Raw genomic sequence first — 18,364 nt, forward strand, 5'->3', positions numbered from 1 at the left:
TCCGCTGGTCGAGGAAAATCAGGAAAATACTTGAACTGAATAGCCTTCTTCGCAGAGCGCCTCTTTATACACCGGAGAGATGATCTCGCCGGAGGCGTACCCGCAAAGGAAATCACCGAAGCCGCCGGGGTATTCCCACCATTCGAGGCTCTCCACCGCTACCACCGTCCAGGACGACGGATCCCCGCCGGTCTTCCAGAAGTAGAACCCATTCTCGTCGTTGTATCCCCACGGAAAAAGGCCGCCGGGAGCCGGAAAGATGGGATGCGGAAAATCACCGTCGGATCGCTCGTACAGCGCGGACCACATATTTCTGATGACCGGACTCTGCTCAACCAGGTTGAGTTCGGGATTACCACAGGAAGGATGCAATACATTAAGGAAGCGATCGATGTTCACGGCCGGGTAACTGTTCGCGTACTCCTGATAGTCGACCGGAACCGATATCCCGAGCCGACCCTCGACAGCAGCCCAGTCGATCGGCCGGAACACCGGATCGACACCCTTGAAGACCTTTTCGTAGTCAGGCACAGCGCTGCCCCCCTTGTTGATCGGGAGTTGTTCCGTTCTTGATCGTCACGTCGATGCACAAACCCTTGTTCCCCACCGCGAACATAGATATCGCGCTCGGAACCACGTTTGCGCCGTCATAGAGCGGCACAACACGGTAGTAGACTTCCTCGCCGCGGTTCTTCACCGCCTTGGCGATCTCCATCTCGTAGGTCAACATACCAGCCCAGCTGTTTCCGTTTTTATGGTTGAAGGTGACGATGTTATCCGGCTGATTCGAACCGCCGAACTGCCGTCCGATCAGATGACTGCGCGCGTTTCCGGCACCCGTTTCCCAGCCAGGTGGGTCGTGCCTGATCCTCTTGGCATCGCCCTCGATGTCGCCCGGGCAGAGGTGTGCCGTCCCGCCGGTCGCTCTGCCGAGCGAATCCAGCGGATCATTGCCGACCTTCGTCGTGCAGTCGTCGTCTTCGTCGTCGCGGCCGACGAGCTTCGGCACTCCCTCGCTCAGCGCGGACGCACCGACCAGGCTGGTGAGCCTGCCCCAGAATTCCGCGCCCGCCGAATCCGTGACCTTATTGGCTTCGTTGAAATACTCCTGCGTCTTGTCGGTCACCACGGTCGATCCGAGGACCGCCGAGATCTTGTCGACGATCTTCGTCACCGTGCTGCCCGCGGCGAGCTCCGCCGCTGCCTTCAACGCCTTCGCGATCCACGGCGGCGGAGGAGGCGGCGCCGGCGGATGCGGCGGTACCCGCGGGGGTGCCTTGATGCAGTGGATTCCCTTGCAGGGAACTTTTGGCGGTCGGGGCGGTTTGTGCCCTGGTCCGGGTCCGGGTCCGGGTCCGGGTCCGGGACCTGGGCCAGGCCCCGGACCGGGACCAGGGCCGGGGCCGGGACCCGGTCGCGGCGGGCTGTCGGTCCTCGGTGCCGGAGCGTCCGTAGTCGTGTAAACCCATACGACTACCGCCACGACGACGAGAATGAGAATCACCGCGGCGACGGCCGCGCAGAGCCAGGCCAGCGGCCCGCACCAGGGAACAATCGTGGCTTCCACCTCGACCGTCGTGTACAGCGTGACCGGCACGAGGCCCGCGCCCGCGAGGTGGCCGTTCAAGTCGGTGTTGCCCAGCGCGTCGCCGTTGCCGTACGTGTACCGGTTCGTCGCGGTGGACGGAGACGGGTCGAGATCCCAGTCGTCGCGGGAAAGGAAACCGCCGCGGGCCGGCGAGTACCACCGGGCCGCCATGTTCACCGTGCCGGTGTCCGGCGAAGTCCACGAACCCTGATAGCCGAGGTTCGAGGTCTCGCCTGAGGACGCGGTGACCGAACCGAACGGGTCGAACGTTCGCTGGCCGTCGACCGAGGTGCCGAGGTAGCGGCCGACGACGTCACCGTGCCGATCGCTGTACAGCAATCTTCCGGTGGTACCAACGGCTTTGTCCCCGAGCGCCGAGCCGTCCGGCAGTCGCGAGACTGTTCGGGAACCATCCGTCACGCTGTTGTTCGTCAGGCCGTCATAGGTCATCCCGATGCCGTTGCGGCTCTGTACTCGATCGTTGCTGTCGTAGGAATACGTTGCGCCACCCTGGCTCACGAGCCGGTCGAACGCATCGAACCCGTTGGTCGTGGTGACACCGTCCTGCGTGACCGAAGAGGTCGTTCCGCGTTTGGTGTAGGTGTAGCTCGCGCCGCCGCCCGACAACAACTGGTTCCGCGCGTTGTAGGAATACGACGAGTTGTTCACCGAAGTGCGGTTCCCGGCGTTGTCCCAGCCGTACGTCGTCTGCTTGGTGCCTTCCGTCCACGAGGCCAGCCGGCCGACGCCGTCATAACCGTAAGTGTTCGACGTCGTTCCGGTTTGCCTTGTCGACGTCTTCGACGTGACGTGGTCGTCCTTGTCGTAGCCGTAGGTATCGCCGAACACGACCCGGCTGCCGGTATCGGTCTGCTGGACGAGGTTGTCCGAGGCAAGCCGGTTGAGATTGTCGTAACCGATGTTCCGGGTGACCCGCCCGGCGACCGCGCTGTCCTGAGTGGTCGACAGCCGGCCGTCGGTGTCGTACAAGTACTGGACGGTGCGGCCGCTGATCGGGTCCGTCGCCGAGGTCATCCGGCCGGCCTGGTCGTACCCGAAGGTCGCCTTGCCCGCCGCGTCGGAACGCGTCGCGAGCGTTCCGTCGCCGTTGTACTCGTAAACCGAGGTTCCCATGACGCCTTGCGAAGTCCGCAGATTGCCTCGGTCGTCGTAGCCGTAAAAGGTGTCGCCGCCGGCGCTGCCGACCTTCGTCATGCGACCGTCGAGGTCATAGCCGAAAGTGCGATCTTCGGTAGCCGCCTCGGCGCCCTTGCCGTGCTCCGCGATCACCCGGTTCTGCTCGTCGTACTCCCGGGTCCGGCTGACGCCGCCGGGTGCCGTCATGCCGATCTCCCGGCCGCCCGCGTCGTAGGCCGTGGTCCAGGTGCGGTCGGCGAGATCCGTCGCCCCGTCCACGGCGGGCTCGACCACCGATTCCGGCAGCGACCACGAGTTGTAGGTGTAGTCCGTCGCGTTCCCGTTGCCGTCGACGAACCGGCTCCGGTTGCCCAGCTTGTCGTATCCGGTCGACGTGGTGACGGACTTCGTCCCGTCGACTTTTTCGACCTGCTTGACCATCCGGTTCAGGAAGTCGTAGCCGTAATCGGTGACCCGGCCCTCCGGAGACACGACGTGCAGCGGATTGCCATTGCCGTCGAAACTGCTGCTCGAAGCGCGTTGCTGCACGCCATTGACGAACTGCGCGACTCCGATCGTCCGTCCCGCGAGGTCGTAGGTCTGCTTGGTGACCAGGCCAGTGGGCTCGGTGAGGCTGGCCTGCCGGCCCATGTCGTCGTAGCCGTAGCTGATCGTGCGGTTGGTCGGATCGGTGACACTGGTCTTCTCGCCGGCCGCGTTGTAAGTCATCGTGCTGACGAAGCCCTGCGGCGTCGTCGTCGCCGTGACATTCCCGGCATCGTCGTGCGCGATCTTCCCGGTGAAGAAGGTGGTCTGGCCGCCGTACCGTTCGACCTGAGTAGCCGTGATCTGCCTGCCGAGGTCGTCATAGGTGAACTCGGTCCGAGCTCCCGACGCGTCGACTTTGCTCAACTGCTCGCCATTGGCGTCGTAGGTGTTCCTCAGCACCGAAGGCGTATCGCCGACCTGGGGCAAGGTCGTCGTGAGCAGGTTGCCGTACGGGTCGTACGTGTTGGTCGTGACGTGATTCAGCGGGTCGGTCGTCGTCAGCGGGTTGCCGGCGTGGTCGAACGTCGTCTTCGAGACGGGAATGATCGGTTGGCCGCCCGGCGGCGTGTAGGCAGGCGTGGTCCCGCTGACCGGCCTTCCCATGGTGTCCCGGCCGGTGAGCGTTACATTGCCCGCAGTGTCCTGGGAATGCGTGACCTCGCCGAAAGTGTTGTGCCCGACCGTTTCGGTCTGGGACACGTTCGCGGTCAGCACTCCGCCGGTCCAGACGTCCACCGGCGGCTTCTTCACCGAGACCGGCTTTCCGGCCGCGTCGTAGGTGTACTGGGTCTCTGCCTGCCTGCCGTCCGAAGTCGCGACCGGAAGACCGCGTTCGTCATAGGTCGTGGTCGTCGAGATGATCTGCCCGGGAGCCGCGGTCTGGTCCTGACGGCTCACCTGGCCGTCCGGAGAATAGGTGTAGTCGCTCGTCTCGACTCGGGACGGGTCGACCGCCCCGGTCGTGGAGATCCGCGTCGGATTTCCCGCGGCGTCGCGGACATACGTCGACTTCCGCTTCAGCCCGTCCGGATCGGTGGTGGACTCGGTCACGAAATTCGCCGGGTCGTAGGAGATCACCCCCTTGCGGCCGCCTGCCAGCACGACCGCGGTGATGTTCCCCGCCGGATCGTAGGTGCGCTGCTCGAGCACGATGTCGCGCGTCGAGCCGTTCGGTTCGTGGTAGCCCTCGAGCGTCTTGGACGCCAGCAGCCCGTCGCCGTAGTAATCGAAGCGGGTCGCCCGGTTCATCGCGTCCTGGGAACGGATCAACCGTCCCGACGCGTCGTAGCTCCGGTTCTCCACCCGCAGAGTGCCCGGCTGTCCTGGAGCCGACGGGTCGGCTCCGATGCCGCTGGCCACTCGCGAAAGCAGATGGCGCGCGTCGTCGTACTGGGCGGTCCACTGCGTTCCGAGGACGTCCGTCGTGACGACCTTGAGCAGGTCTGTCGAGTAGTCGTACCGGATCGTCCCGCCATCCGGATAGCCGACGGAAACGCGGTGGTCGAAAGCGTCGTAGCCAAAGGTCGTCTTCCGGGCCGGATCGCCGCCGGTCGCGTCGGAGACCTCGGTCGAGAGAAGGTTCCCGTTCCCGTCGTACTCGTTCTTGGTCACCGAGGTGTGCGTGACTCCGCTGACCGTGTTGAGCACACCCGGGCCGGTGATCTTCGCGATCTGCGAGAGCGGCGTGTACTCGGTCGTCGTGGTACTGAAGACCCCGCCGCCGGCGTTGCCGTCGGTTTCCGAGACACGTCTGCCGATCCCGTCATAGGCATAGGTGGCGATCAGGCCCATGACATTGCGGCTGGACGCCACATCGCCATTGGCGAAATAGGTGTTCGTCGTGGCTTGGCCCCTGCGGTCAGTGGTCCGCAGCAGGACGCCCGCGGGCACCTTGCCACCGCCGGCCGCCGATTCCGCCCCGGTCGCGTATGTCCGGGTTTCGGTCGGTGCGACGGACAACCCGTCCGGAACCGGATACGTGGTGGTCGTCAGCCGGCCAGCCGGGTCGTAGCTGTAAGCCGTCCGGTAGCGGGTGTCGGAGGCCGAGGACGATCTCGGGTCGGAACTGCTGATCTTCTTGTCCCGGCGCGGATCCAGCGGATCAGTCGATGTGAAATAGGTGGCGTAGGCGGTATTGCAGGAGTTCGCCGCACGGCAGGTGGTGCTGCTGAGCACGTTGCCGCGATCGTCGGTGGTCTGTTCGACCCGATTGCCGAGCTCGTCGACAACGGCCTTGAGGAAGCCCTTTTCGTTGTACTCCCAGGATTTCGAGAAGCCGTTGTGACTGCTCGAGGTAATCCGGCCGCCCTGGTCGGCGTCGAATTTGTAAGTCCAGTCCGGATAAGGCCCGTGCAAGGTGACGGAGCGTTCGGCCTGGTTGCGCACCGGGGCATCGAGTGTCCACTTGCGACCGTCGTGGTCGGTCAAGGTACGGGCGCGGTCAGCACGGTCGTCGTAGCCGATCACCGCGAACTTCCGGTTGTCCTGCGGCAGCGTGATTCCGGTCAGCTCGTCGACCGCGGCCGCCGCGTCGAAGTGCTGCTTCACCGCGAACGGACTGAGCGTGTGCTGGTAGAGCGCGACCTCATCGATCGAGCCGGCGAAATAGAAGTCCCCGCCGTTGGTGGACGGGAAGTTCTTGCCGACGCCCGCGCCGACAGTCATCTTCCCGAGCGTGCCGTGATCGATGATCCCGGAGATCGTGCCGAGCGGGACACCGTCGAGGTAGAGCGTCTGGCTGTTCACCCCCGCGGTCAAAACGGCGTGGTGCCAAGCGTTGTCATTGACCGGATTCGGACTGACGACCTGGCTCGGACCCGACACGTTGCGGGCAGCGAACCCGCCGTAGAGCGAACCGTCGATGCCGACGTAGAGCGCTGGGCGCCACTTCGCCGGTGCGGTCGAAGGGAAAGGTTGGTCCGCGTAGCTGAGAAGCGTCCCGTTCGCAGAGGTCTTGAACCACAACTCCGCCGACGCGGACATAGTCTGTTTGACCAGGTCGTCGGGCAGAGTCAGATAGCTTGACATCCCGTCGAAAGAGGCAGCGGTGTCCGACGTGCCCGCGATCGATCCACCAGTCCCGAAACCGAGCCCATGCTGCTGAGCGAGATCCGCGCCGGCGGTGCGGGCAACGGCGCTGGCTGCCGTCGCTCCCCCGTCCTCGCCGAGCCGCCAGTAACCGCGAGGCCCGTCGTCAACCACTGAGCTGCGGTAATGCGAACCGCTCTGGCGCGCGTAGTTCGTGCAGTTGGGGGCAGGCCCTGGTGCGCAAACACTGATCAACGTGTCCCCGGCATAGCTGTAGCGCCAGAGCAACGGAGCATCGCCCGGATTCGGCGGCGGAGTCTGTACCTCGGTCACATGCGCGCCGGTCCACATGATCGTGAGCGACCGGCCGGAAATGTCATTCGTGATGGCGGTGACCCGCCCGTCGGTGTATTCAAGGTGTTCGGTCAGCCCGGCGGAATCGGTGATGCGGATCAACTTGCCCGCGTTGTCGAAGAGCCACGTGCTGCCGCTGACGCCGCGAAGGGTGTAGTAGCCGGTCCCGCTGTCGTAGACCAGGTCGACGTTCTGTCCCATCGGCGGGGCGAAGGTCCCGTCCGGGTTGCGGCCGAACCTGGCCTGCCTTCCGTCGGGATAGGTAGCCAGGACATCGCTCACGTCATTCTGCGCAGTGTGATTCGGGACGAGCCGAGTGTCCAGGCGCGACGCCCAGCCGACTCCGAAGGCGGTGTCACGACGCGGATCCAAGCTGTTGTAAGTCCGGGTGACTGTGAGATCTGGACCGACCGTGGCCACTTTCGCATCGGTCGCGACCGTCGCGTAGTTGCCGATCTGCGGGTCCAGACCAGGCCCGTTCACCGTGTCGGGGCTCCCCGCGAGGTGCGAGGTGATCTCCGGTTGCGGAACACGGGTAGTCAAGGACAGCGGGCCGATCCAGCGAGGTGAAGAGTCGACCGTGTCGTTGGTCTTGACACCCCAGTAGTAGGTCTCGCTCCAAGCGAGCTTGCCCGAAGGCGGGGTCCAGCTCTCCGGGCCCCACGGTGAATCCGTGCAGTTCTGCGTCAGCGCGGAGTCGGTGCACATCCGGAACTGGAAGGTGAAGCCCTTGGCAGGCCAGTTGTCCGCGTCCGCCGCACGAGCGAACAGCGTCGGAGTCAACGTCTCGGTCGTCGCCCCGGTGCCGGGCTGCTGGTAGTCGGATCCGGGCGGGACGTTGGAAATCTTGAGCGGCGACGAACCGTAGGGCACCTCGTAGACGGAGTGGAAGTCCTGATTGGACGGATTCCACATGGTCAGCAACAGCTCGTAGTCGCCTGGCGCGAGAGCGCCGAGCGGCACGGTGACCGTGGCCTGGCCGCCCGGAGGCACATCGACTCCCGGCGAGACTCCTTGGGAGGTTTTGACGACCGGCCCGCCGTTGGGCTGGGTCACGACATAGCCCAGCCGGAAACCTCCGTTGGCAGGCCAGGTCGAGGAGCCTTGGTTGGTGACCTTCGCGGTAAAAGTGCCTTCCCGGTTGTTCGTCGGGAGCAGCACTTCGTTCAACTCGTACGCGGCGCCTTCCGGCGCGTAGCGGACGTCGAGGTACGGCTTGTTGACTGTGTTCGTCGAGGCGAAACGCATGAACGCCGCGCTGTCGCTCTCATTCGCGGCGCGAAGCGTGAACCCGTTGGCCAATGCCGTGCCGTGCGACCACTGAACAGCGAGGTCCTGAGGCAAGGGAAAGGATGTCCAGCTCTGGCCGGCACACCCGGAGCCGAGAGCGGGCACATTCGCCGTGGCGAGTGCGCGGCCCGCGGGCGCGCCAGGCCAAACAGCTGAGCGGCTCCACGGCTGGGTGGCTTCGAACAAGGTGGCCTGCCTGGGCTGGCAGGAGTAGACGGCGAGAACATCCACCGTCGCGCCGATGATGTACTGGTTGCGCAGCCCGGCGATGGCGTCCCCAAAGTGCAGGTACGACCGGGAAATCGTCCGTCCGCCGTTGGCCGAACCGGTCTCCAGGCTGATTTCGCCCGAGTGATCAGCAGTGGTACCGGACCGGACGTAGGTGCCGTCGGTCGCCGGCGGCTTGCCGACACTGGGGTCAACGACCACCGGGAAGACACGCGCGGGATCGTGCAACCAAGCCTCGTCAAGAGCGATCCGCAGAGTCCAGGTCCGGGCGTCGACTGGTTCGAGGGCGTACCGGACGCCGTCGCTGCGCACTCCGGTTCCCGTCGCGGGATCGGTCTTCGAGTCGGTCATGAACCCGGCCGGGACCGTGCCGCGCACAGACCCCGTGGCATCGAGCAGTTGGATTTGGTTGCCTGAGAGCTGCGGACGCAGCCCGCCGGTGCGCAAGGTGAACGAGTACGACGATTGCGCATGCGACGAACGCAGGACGAGTTCTTCCTTGACCCCGTTGGTCGTAGCCGTGAGCCGCAAATCGGTTTCCGGGCGCGCGTTCGGGTAGGTGACCGTATCGCCGCCGACGACCCCGTGAACATCGGATGCGTCGTGGAGGGCATAACCGACGGCGTTGCCGTCGAGACCGACGGTGGCAACCGGGTCGACGTTCGCCGACTGCCCGAAACTGATTTCCACAGGTCCGGTCTTCGGCCGCAAACGACCGTCCGAACCCAGCTGAAGCCCCAAGTCCGCCCTCGACCAGCTGCCGTTCGGTTGCCGGACGTTCGACTGTCCGCTGTGGATGCGGAGGGTTCTGCTGCCGTCCGGGTTGTCGAACGTTTCGGTGTCCGCAGTACGGTCCTGCGGCCGTTCGACGGCGTGCGGGTCGATGGCGGGCAAGTCGTGGCGCTGGGCAGAGGTGGCCTTGATCCGCTGCTGAGCGGCCGCCGGGCCGTTGAGCGGAGGCGGGGCCGCGGGATCGTCAGGTACGGCACCCGGCGGCCGCGGAGTGCGCCGGGCGTCCAACGCCGGCGTCCGGCCCCCGCCGTTGCCGGGGCCGCTGCCCAATTGCTGGCCCGGCGCACTGAGCGCGGCACCAAGAGCGAGAGGTTCCGGCGGCTTGGCATAGTCGGCGGCCGAACCGGCCACCGGAGCCAGCACCACGAGTACAGCGGCGAGTACGGACCATTTTCGCGCAGGCTTGAACCCCAGCGATCTCACCACGAAGACGCCCTTCGCCAGACCGAAACCGGCAGTCCCCCGACGCCAAGCGGGAACGCTATGCCGAGCTAATCAAACGGTCAACGACCTATCCGGAGCAATACCTGAATGTCGCAACTGGGGGAAATCGGGCCACTACGCCAAACGGCATACTTTGCCGGAAGGCTGCTATCGGCTGTTCAGACCAAGCTGTCGCGAAGGATGCGCCGTCGGTTTTCGCAATACCAGGAGAACCAGCACAATCATCGGATTCAGCGAAAAGACAAGCACCACTACGCTATTTTTAACCAACCGGCAAGATTATTACGCCGCACAGCTCAACAAGATCGGCTAAATAGCCGATCAAGCGAGCCGGGCAGCATACTGCCGGCTGTCAGTTATCCCGCCCGAGCTTTTCCTCCACCCGGGCAAGCCTTTCCTCGTACTTCGAGACCGCGGACAACCGCGCCCGGATGCGGGCGTGTTCCGCTCGCACCTCGTCGGCCTCGTCAGCCGCGTACTCCAGCCGCTCGGCCAGGCGCCCCGGGGAGCCTGGGCGCTCGAACGCCGCGACCCGGGCGTCCAGGGCCGCGATGTGCGGGGCGAGGCGGCGTTGTTCGTCGTAGAGCCACTTGACGTGTCCGTCGAGTTCGTCGCAGCGGGCGTTGATCCGGCCGAGTTCCTCGCGGAATTCTGCGCGCAGTTCGTCCCGGACCTCGTCGATGCGCGAACGGGTCGCGTCGATTTCCGGTCGCAGCCGGCCGTCGACGATGCGTTCGACTCGCAGATGAAACCGCACCAGCGCCGGGTGTCCGGCCCGAAACACCAAACGCTTCACGCGGGAAGCAGCACGACGCAGCTCGCTCACGGCAAAATCTCAATTCTTCCGGTTTCACTCCACGACTTGAGGAGAGCCGATTCCGCGTGCAATCGGTGCTCGGCGGTAATGCCGACCCGGTCTCCCCAGGCGTGCTCGAACATGGTCTGGTCAGGATTGTCGAGAATGGACACGCCGGTCAATTTCACGGTCGCCTCGGGAAACAGTTCCCGGCACAAGTACACCACCAGGGTTCCGGTGGTCGCCCACACCGGCTGCGCGGGATCCAAGCCCAGCAGCCGGACCAGCGGAACGACGAAGCGCCGATTCGAAATCGGCACGAAACCCAAGTCCGACGGCCACCAGTCCGGCAAGGTCTCCGGCTCCCAGAACAACCGGCCCGGCTCGGCGAGCAGGTACATCCGCGAGGGGTAATCCGCGAAAGTGTACGGAGACGCGGTCAGTCCGCGGTGCACGACAACGACATCCGCGCGCGTTCCGTACGCGGGAGATGCGTCCGGCTCGTCCAACGCGAACGTGGTCATCCGGAACACTAGGTCGCTCGAATCGATCAGTTCCGCACGCCGGGCATCGGGGGCCATGGGGGCATTGCCCACGACCGTGATGCTCTCGACCCGTCCCGGATTTCGGGCATAGGCCGACAAGAGGTCGCGAAGAGGCGCGTCCAGGTGGCCCAGGCGGGCTCTGCCGGACACCTCGTCCGCGAACTGCGTCGGATTCATCGCATCCCTACCACGTCGTGAGGATCCCCAGCCGGCCTCAGCTCGATCCCCTCGATCGACGTAAACCGAGCAGAAGGACAATAGCCGACGAACAAGATTCCCCGTCCTGGCAGGGCGGCACAATCCGACCTTCGGAGGCTCGTGCGGTGGGCACTGTGGCGATCATCCCGGCCCGAGGCGGTTCGGTCGGGCTTCCCGGCAAGAACCTCGTCCCTTTCCTCGGCCGCCCGCTTGTCGCACACACTGTGCACACCGCGCTCACTGCCGGTATCCAAGATGTGGTCGTCACCACCGACGATCGCGACATCGCCGCGGCCGCGACGGCCGAGGGGGCCGCCGTGGTCGACCGGCCGGCCCCGCTCGCCCAGGCCAGCAGCCGCACGCTGCCCGCGGTCGTGCACGCGCTGGACGCGAGGGAGGTTCCCGACTCGACGCTGGTGCTCCTGCTGCAGCCGACGTCGCCGCTGCGAACCGCTGACGACATCGCCGAATGCGTCGAGATCCACGATGGCCGGCCGAGCGGTTCCGTGGTGCAGATGTGCCGTTCCCACGATCACCACCCGCTCAAGGTGTGCCTCGAAGAGCCGGACGGCAGCGTCACTCCGGTTCGCACATGGGAGGACCTGGAAGCGCCTCGCCAGTCCCTGCCGCCGGTCCTCCGCCCGACCGGCGGCATCTACCTGGTGCGCGCCGGAGACCTGCGCACCCATCAGCGGTTCTTCGTGCCTGAAGTGCGGTGCCAGGTCATTCCCGCCGAACGAGCGGTCGACATCGACACCGCCGCGGACCTGCGCCTGGCCGAAGCGCGGGCGATCGAGCTTCAGCGGTCGACGAACACTTTGTAGAGCGACGGCTGCCACACCTCCTCGCCTTCCAGCAGCTCCGCGATCCGGCGCTGCGCGCCCGGCCCGCCGAACGCCGAATACGGCTCGCATCGACCCCGCGCACGCGCGTTCTCGATCGCCGCCGCGATCTTCGCCGAATCCGGGTCCACCCACGCCACGCTCGGCGCGGTGACCCGATTGCGCTGCCGGGTACCCACCGTGACAGACGGCGTACCGAGCACCGGGGCCTCCCGGACCCCGGCGCTCGAGTTGCCCAGCACCACGGTCGCGTTCTTCATCAGCGTCACGAAGTACTCGAACCGCATAGACGGCAGCCGCACGACGTTCGGCCCGTCGAGGCGATCCAGCTCGCGCCGGATTTCCCGGCAGCCCTCGTCGTTGTTCGGCTCGATCACGACCCAGTTGCCGCCCTGCAGCACCGCGTCGACGACCGCGGCCGCGTTGCGCCGGTTCTGGTCGAGTTCCGTGGTGACCGGGTGCAAGGCCAGCACCCCGTAGTCGGTGAACGGGATGTCGTAGCGGCCGCACACCTCGTCGAGCGAGGGCAGTTGCGGCGACGTCAGCACGTCGACCTCGGGACTGCCCACGACGAAGATCCGCTCCTCTTCCTCACCCAGTTGAAGCAGGCGGCGACGGGCCTCCTCGTTCGCGACGAGGTGCACATGCGCGTGTTTGGACAGTGAATGCCGGATGACGTCGTCGATCGTCCCGCTGACCTCACCGCCCTCGATGTGCAGGACGCGGACGTTCGCGAGCGAACCCACGATCGCGCCCGCGAGCGCCTCGACCCGGTCTCCGTGGACCACGATCGCGTCCGGCCGCTCCTCGTGCACCAGCCGCGCGAGCGCCTGCACGGTGTTGGCCAGCACGAGCGCCATCGGCTCGTCCTCGATCTGGTTCGGGATCAGGTGCAGCCGCCGCAGCCCGGCCCGCTCGATCTCGCGCACCGTGTAGCCGTAACTGCGCAACATGTGCATGCCGGTCACCACGATCCGCGCCGAGAGCCGGGGGCTCTCCTGCACCGCGAGCATGATGTCGCGCAATTTGCCGAAATCGGCCCTGGTCCCGGTGAGGAAAAGAACCTCCCGGACGGCTTTCTCAGCCAAGGTCCGCCCAGCTGACCTGGGTGTTGACCGCCAGCGCCTTCTTGGCCGGACGGCCGAGCACCGCCTCGTAGTCCTTCGCCTTGATCTCGCCGGTGCCCGGCCGCTTGACCCAGATGTTGTCCGTGGTCAGCTGCTCGCCTTCGGCGATGTCCTTGGTGGTGACCACGCAGGCGTAAGCGAAGTCGATCGTCGGCTGTTCCTCGGCGAGGATCTGCTTGCTGCCGCCGCGCGAGGCGTGAATCAGCCGGGAACCCTCGACCAGCCGCGCGAACTCCTCCGGCGGGGACGAAACCGGAATGTCCGGCCCCGGCCAGCTCATGTCGGACGTGAAGTGCCGCTCCAGCACCGACGCGCCGAGGGCGACCGCGCCGAGGCACGGGTAGATCGTCGTCGTGTGGTCGGACAGGCCCAGCTCAGCGTCGGGGAACGCGGTGCCGAGTTCGCTCATCGCACCCAGCCGGACCTGCTCGGGCGGCGTCGGGTACAGCGAGGTGCAGTGCAGCAGGGCGAATCCGACCCCTGCCTCGCGCAGAATCTCCACCGCGGGCGTGATCGAGGCGATGTCGTTCATTCCGGTCGAGAGGATGACCGGCTTTCCGAACGAAGCGACGTGCCTGATCAGCGGGTAGTTGTTGCATTCGCCCGAACCGATCTTGAACCCCGCGACGTCCAGCTCCGCGAGCCGGTCCGCCGCCGCGCGGGAGAACGGCGTGGAGAGGAACACCATGCCGCGTTCCTCAGCGTGGGCCTTGATCTCGCGCTCGTCTTCGGCGGTGAGCGCGACCCGGTTCATCATGTCCCAGATCGGTTCGTCCGCATTGCCCGGTACGACGTCGTTCGGGATCATTTCGTCGTTCACGACGTGTGTCTGGATCTTCACCACCTGAACACCGGCGTCGGCGGCGTCGTCGACCATCCGGTGCGCCTTCTTCGGGTCGCCCTCGTGATTGATCCCGATCTCCGCGATGACGACAGGCGGATGGTCGGAGCCGACCGGGTGCTGGCCGAGCATGAACATGAGGAGACCTCCGGATCGGTGCGGGAGTGCGGTCTGCTGGCGACCTTAACCGGTTCCGCGGCGTGGCCTGCCCCACCCGGGGCTCCCGCCCTGCCACCGATGCGGCACGTCTCATCGGTACCCTCGTCCACGTGCATGCCACCAGCACGGTTCACGCAGCCGAACCCGATGTCTCGACTCCGGTTCCACCGTCGTCGGACAGCAAGACGTTCGCGCGTGCCATCGACGACATCAAGACCGGTTTCGCCGCCCGCGAGCTTTGGACTCATCTCGGCTGGCAGGACATCAAGCAGCGCTACCGCAGGTCCATCATCGGGCCGTTCTGGATCACCATCAGCCAGGGTGTCATCGCGCTCGGTCTCGGCCTGCTGTATTCGCAGCTGTTCCGGACGCCGATCGAGGTGTTCCTGCCCTATCTCTCCACCGGCTTCATCATCTGGGGCTTCATCCAGGGCTGCCTCACCGAAGGCATGGAGACGTTCATCGCGAACGAGGGGCTGATCAAACAGGTCCCCGCGCCGATCAGCGTCTACGTGCTGCGCACCATCTGGCGGCAGACGCTGCTGCTGGCGCACAACATGATCGTCTACGTCGTGCTGCTGATCATTTTCTTCTCGGCGCTCGATTCCCCGTATTCGCTGGGGTCGCCGGACGGCGCGTGCCTGCCGGAGAAGTACTGCCACCCCGGGTTGAGCTGGAACATTTTCCTCGCCATTCCCGGTTTCGTGCTGCTCGCGCTCACCGCGGGCTGGGCGGCGCTGCTGCTCGGCATCATCTCGACCCGGTTCCGCGACATTCCGCAGCTGATCAACTCGCTGATCCAGCTGATGTTCTACGGCACCCCGATCGTCTGGCCGGTCGACCAGCTGCTGTCCGGCGGTGCGCGCGACGGTGCGTCGTGGGCGCTGCCGATCATCAAGCTGAACCCGCTTTACCACTACATGCAGGTGGTGCGGTCGCCGCTCATCGGACAGGCGGTGAGCTGGACCAGCTGGGTCGTGGTCGGCGGCATCACCGTCGTCGGGTGGGGGCTCGCCCTCGTCGCCATGCGCAATTACCGGTCTCGCGTCTCGTATTGGGTGTGACAGATGGTCAGCATTGATGTCCACAACGCGTACGTGGACTTCCCGATTTTCGACGCGAAAACGCGTTCGATGAAAAAGCGCGTGCTCGGCAAGGTCGGCGGCAAGATCAGCTCCGACCAGAAGGTGCCGATCATCGAGGCGCTGCACGACGTGTCGATCAGCCTCCGCGAGGGCGACCGGGTCGGTCTCGTCGGGCACAACGGCGCGGGCAAGTCCACGCTGCTGCGGCTGCTCGCCGGGATCTACGAGCCGACCCGCGGCTCGTCGCGGATCGTCGGCCGGATCGCGCCGGTGTTCGACCTCGGCATCGGCATGGACCCGGAGATCTCCGGCGTCGAGAACATCCTGATCCGCGGCCTGTTCCTCGGCATGAGCGCCAAGGAAATGGAGAAGCGGGTCGACGACATCGCGGAGTTCACCGAACTCGGCGACTACCTGCAGATGCCGCTGCGGACCTACTCCACCGGCATGCGGGTGCGGCTCGCGCTCGGCGTGGTGACCTCGATCGACCCGGAGATCCTGATCCTCGACGAGGGCATCGGCGCGGTCGACGCGGCGTTCCTCAACAAGGCCCGCGACCGGCTCAAGGACCTGGTCAAACGCTCCGGCATCCTGGTGTTCGCCAACCACTCCGACGAGTTCCTCATGGAGCTGTGCGACACCGCGATCTGGATGGACGAGGGGCACGTCAAGCAACAGGGTTCGCTGCGCGAGGTGCTCACCCAGTACAAGGGTCGCGACCCGTTCGAGAACATGAGCCAGGAAGGTCTCGAGCGCCTCGGCATCGAGCCCGCGACCACGACGAACGGCGGGGAATGATGACCGGCGAGACGCGAGAGCTGCCCGAGGGCGCCGTTGTCGGCGTGGTGGTCACGCGGCATCGCCGCGAGCTGCTCGCGGACTCGCTGAAAATCATCGCCGCCCAGACCCGGCCGGTCGACCACCTCGTGGTGGTCGACAACGGCCCGGACAAGTCCGCGCGGGACGTCGTGGAGGCCTACCCGCTGCCGTACACGTACCTCCCGTCGCACCGGAACCTCGGCGGCGCGGGCGGTTTCGCGCTCGGCATGCTGCACGCGCTGTCGCTCGGCGCGGACTGGGTCTGGCTGGCCGACGACGACGGCCGTCCCGCGGACGAGCACGTGCTCGAGATCCTGCTGGAGGAAGCCGAAAAACGCGGCCTCGCCGAGATTTCCCCGGTGGTGGCGAACATCGACGCCCCGGCGAAGCTCGCGTTCCCGCTGCGCCGCGGCCTCACCTGGAAGCGTTCGCCGGCGGAACTGGGCACGGATTTCCTGCCCGGGATCGCTTCCCTGATGAACGGCGCGCTGTTCCGTGCGTCCACTTTGGACGTCACCGGCGTGCCCGACCTGCGCCTGTTCTTCCGCGGCGACGAGGTGGAACTGCACCGCCGCCTCGTGCGATCCGGCCTGCCGTTCGGCACGTCGCTGCGCACGACCTACCTGCACCCGGACGGCTCGGACGAGTTCAAACCGATGCTGGGCGGGAAATTCCACGCGCAGGACCCGGAGAACGAGGTCAAGCGGTACTACACGTATCGCAACCGCGGGTATTTGCTGTCGCAGCCGGGAATGCGGAAGATCGGGGCGCTGGAGGTCCTGCGCTTCGGCCTGTATTTCGTGGGTGTGAAACGGGACCCGAAGGCGTTCCTGCAATGGCTGAAACTCCTCCGGCAGGGCCGGGCGGAGAAGTTTTACCGGTACTGACATCGGAAAGTCCGTTGTGGACGGTGCACTGACCGTCCACAACGGGCACCCGAGTTATTCCCCGATGACCGGCGGCGCGGAACGGTGGCCGCCGTATTCCTCGTTGTCGTCGATCTCCATCACGAACGCGGGCTGGTCGTTGCCGTCGTCGTACGGGCGGGCGCCGAAGCCCATGCCCGGGCGGGCCGGGGCGCCGCCCATTCCGCCTGCCGCGACGTCCGCCGCACCGGGGGACATGGCTCCGTCGCCGGGGCCGAACGAGCCGCCGCCACCGCGGCCGACCTTGTTTTCGTGTTCCTCGTCGCTGCCGAAGCCTCCGCCGCCACCGCCCATCATGCCGCCCATCGGCATCGCGCCCATGCCCGCACCTGCTCCGGCGCTGCCGCCGCTCGGGGCCGCTGGGGCGGCGGACGGTGCGTAACCGGCCGCAGTGGTCGCGCTGTCCGGCATCGGCTGGTGCACAGCACCGGTGAACTGGCTCGGGCCGCTGACGGTCGGAGCGCTCACGTGCCCGGCCACCGCACCGCCGCCACCAGCGACAGCGCCTACCGAAGCCGAAGCCGAGCCAGCGTCAGCCACCGCGGGAGGAGCAGGAGCGGGAGCAGCGTCGTGGTGCTCCGGACCGGTCGGCATCGCCACCGCGGCACTGCCGCCAGCCGCGACGCCGAACTTCGGCGGATGCGCGAACGTCGGCTGCTTCGAGCCCGACTGGTACAGCGAAGCGTCGTACTTCGACATCGTCTCCGCGGCCTGCTCATGCGCGGATCGGCTGTCCTGCTGCTTCTTCAACGTCGCGTCGATCTCATTGCTCATTTCGAGCGGGCTCGCGTGCGACCATTTGTCGAATTCCTCGGACCAGTCGAACGGGACCGCCTCGGGCATCGAATGCTTCGCCACCTGCGCGGCGGACGCCTGCTCCTCAACGATCTGCGCGGCCAGTTTCGCGTTCTGGCCATTCGCCTCGGCCCATTCGGCGAGGCTCACGAAATACGCCTGCGCACCGGCCGCGGCCTCGCCGCTCCAGGCGTGCGCGGCTTTCTTCACGGCTTCGCCCAGTTGCGTCGCGAATTCCTCGAACGCTTTCTGCACCTCGGTGTAGGCGTGCGAGACCGAGGAAACCTGCTCCACGTCGAGATTCGACTCGACGAACGACTTCAACTGCTGGTGCGGGTGCCCGAGGTAGTCGGCGTCCGACGGCGCGAGCCCCGGCTGCGGCGTGCTCATTCGGTGCCCTTCACGGTGCGGTGGGAGTCGACGGCCTGGTTCTCGTTCTCGGTGTAGACCCCGCCGGCGCGGGCGAGGGCCTCGTCGGCCTCCCGCAGGATCCGGCCGAATTGGTCCAGCACGTCGAGGGCCGATCCGGGCGCGTCGGCTCCGCTCTTGCGGTCGTGCTCGGCCACGGTCTGCCCGTACGGGTGGCTGCCGAGCTTCGGCGCGGTCGTCAGCGCCTGCGTCTGCGGCTTGAGCCGTTCGAGGCGCGTGACCATGTCGGTGAGCGCTTTGCGCAGGTCACCGAGCGCGTCGCCGTCGATGCTGAACCCGCCGGCCTTCGCGGTGCCGGCCAGCTTGTGCGTTTCGGCCGCGGCTTCGGCGATGCCCTTGGCGTTCAGCCCGCCTGCCGCCAGCGGATCAGTGCTCATGCGCCGGAGTTTACCG

General features: G+C 66.3%; 12 protein-coding genes. 4 read left to right on the forward strand and 8 right to left on the reverse strand.

Going from position 1 to position 18,364, the window contains the following annotated elements; all coding sequences use genetic code 11:
* Positions 1 to 18: 18 nt before the first annotated feature.
* The 4 genes from ACZ63D_RS14360 to ACZ63D_RS14375 all read right to left on the reverse strand — a co-directional run bounded on the left by ACZ63D_RS14360 (position 19) and on the right by ACZ63D_RS14375 (position 10,927).
* Entirely contained in the window at positions 19 to 531 is a 513-nt protein-coding gene (locus ACZ63D_RS14360) for a hypothetical protein (protein ID WP_465354771.1), read from the reverse strand.
* Positions 524 to 9,391: a DNA/RNA non-specific endonuclease gene (locus tag ACZ63D_RS14365; RefSeq protein WP_465354772.1), complete on the reverse strand. Its 8,868-nt coding sequence runs from the start codon at positions 9,389 to 9,391 to the stop codon at positions 524 to 526. Before ACZ63D_RS14365 ends, ACZ63D_RS14360 begins: the two co-directional genes overlap by 8 nt.
* Before the next feature lie 370 nt (positions 9,392 to 9,761).
* Positions 9,762 to 10,235 (reverse strand): hypothetical protein, encoded by a 474-nt coding sequence (locus tag ACZ63D_RS14370; protein ID WP_465354773.1) that lies wholly within the window; start codon positions 10,233 to 10,235, stop codon positions 9,762 to 9,764.
* Positions 10,232 to 10,927, reverse strand: a complete 696-nt coding sequence (locus ACZ63D_RS14375) for a hypothetical protein (RefSeq protein WP_465354774.1) — start codon at positions 10,925 to 10,927, stop codon at positions 10,232 to 10,234. Before ACZ63D_RS14375 ends, ACZ63D_RS14370 begins: the two co-directional genes overlap by 4 nt.
* A gap of 146 nt (positions 10,928 to 11,073) precedes the next feature.
* Between ACZ63D_RS14375 and ACZ63D_RS14380 the strand changes: the two genes are divergently transcribed.
* A complete protein-coding gene (locus ACZ63D_RS14380; protein ID WP_465354775.1) occupies positions 11,074 to 11,772 on the forward strand; it encodes an acylneuraminate cytidylyltransferase family protein in 699 nt (232 codons plus the stop codon).
* Here ACZ63D_RS14380 and neuC read toward each other — a convergent pair.
* The gene (neuC, locus tag ACZ63D_RS14385; RefSeq protein WP_465354776.1) at positions 11,748 to 12,878 is read right to left on the reverse strand and encodes a UDP-N-acetylglucosamine 2-epimerase; all 1,131 of its coding nucleotides are present in this window, start codon (positions 12,876 to 12,878) and stop codon (positions 11,748 to 11,750) included. The genes ACZ63D_RS14380 and neuC overlap by 25 nt on opposite strands.
* Entirely contained in the window at positions 12,871 to 13,896 is a 1,026-nt protein-coding gene (locus ACZ63D_RS14390; RefSeq protein WP_465354777.1) for an N-acetylneuraminate synthase family protein, read from the reverse strand. Before ACZ63D_RS14390 ends, neuC begins: the two co-directional genes overlap by 8 nt.
* A gap of 131 nt (positions 13,897 to 14,027) precedes the next feature.
* Here ACZ63D_RS14390 and wzm point away from each other — a divergent pair, with 131 nt between their 5' ends.
* The 3 genes from wzm to glfT1 are packed head-to-tail and all read left to right on the forward strand — an operon-like array spanning position 14,028 to position 16,708.
* Positions 14,028 to 14,981, forward strand: coding sequence for a galactan export ABC transporter permease subunit Wzm/RfbD (wzm, locus tag ACZ63D_RS14395; RefSeq protein ID WP_465354778.1), 954 nt, complete (start codon positions 14,028 to 14,030; stop codon positions 14,979 to 14,981).
* Positions 14,982 to 14,984: 3 nt separating this feature from the next.
* Positions 14,985 to 15,800, forward strand: coding sequence for a galactan export ABC transporter ATP-binding subunit Wzt/RfbE (gene wzt / locus ACZ63D_RS14400; RefSeq protein ID WP_116200762.1), 816 nt, complete (start codon positions 14,985 to 14,987; stop codon positions 15,798 to 15,800).
* Positions 15,800 to 16,708 carry a galactofuranosyltransferase GlfT1 gene (gene glfT1 / locus ACZ63D_RS14405; protein ID WP_465354779.1) on the forward strand — a complete coding sequence of 303 codons (909 nt, stop codon included), beginning with the start codon at positions 15,800 to 15,802 and terminating at the stop codon, positions 16,706 to 16,708. The genes wzt and glfT1 overlap by 1 nt, the downstream gene beginning before the upstream one ends.
* Positions 16,709 to 16,762: 54 nt before the next feature.
* On the opposite strand, the gene ACZ63D_RS14410 is transcribed toward glfT1, so the two are convergent.
* Together ACZ63D_RS14410 and ACZ63D_RS14415 are read right to left on the reverse strand one after the other, a co-directional pair.
* Positions 16,763 to 17,932, reverse strand: a complete 1,170-nt coding sequence (locus tag ACZ63D_RS14410) for a hypothetical protein (protein ID WP_465354780.1) — start codon at positions 17,930 to 17,932, stop codon at positions 16,763 to 16,765.
* Positions 17,929 to 18,348 carry a hypothetical protein gene (locus ACZ63D_RS14415; RefSeq protein WP_037369054.1) on the reverse strand — a complete coding sequence of 140 codons (420 nt, stop codon included), beginning with the start codon at positions 18,346 to 18,348 and terminating at the stop codon, positions 17,929 to 17,931. The genes ACZ63D_RS14410 and ACZ63D_RS14415 overlap by 4 nt, the downstream gene beginning before the upstream one ends.
* Positions 18,349 to 18,364 lie beyond the last annotated feature (16 nt).

It is taken from the genome of Amycolatopsis sp. NPDC104775, assembly GCF_055583325.1.

Coding starts and splice junctions, on each gene's coding strand:
- ACZ63D_RS14390 (WP_465354777.1), bottom strand. CDS start 13,896: ATGTTCATGCTCGGCCAGCACCCGGTCGGCTCCGACCATCCGCCTGTC.
- ACZ63D_RS14375 (WP_465354774.1), bottom strand. CDS start 10,927: ATGAATCCGACGCAGTTCGCGGACGAGGTGTCCGGCAGAGCCCGCCTG.
- ACZ63D_RS14410 (WP_465354780.1), bottom strand. CDS start 17,932: ATGAGCACGCCGCAGCCGGGGCTCGCGCCGTCGGACGCCGACTACCTC.
- glfT1 (WP_465354779.1), top strand. CDS start 15,800: ATGACCGGCGAGACGCGAGAGCTGCCCGAGGGCGCCGTTGTCGGCGTG.
- wzt (WP_116200762.1), top strand. CDS start 14,985: ATGGTCAGCATTGATGTCCACAACGCGTACGTGGACTTCCCGATTTTC.
- ACZ63D_RS14415 (WP_037369054.1), bottom strand. CDS start 18,348: ATGAGCACTGATCCGCTGGCGGCAGGCGGGCTGAACGCCAAGGGCATC.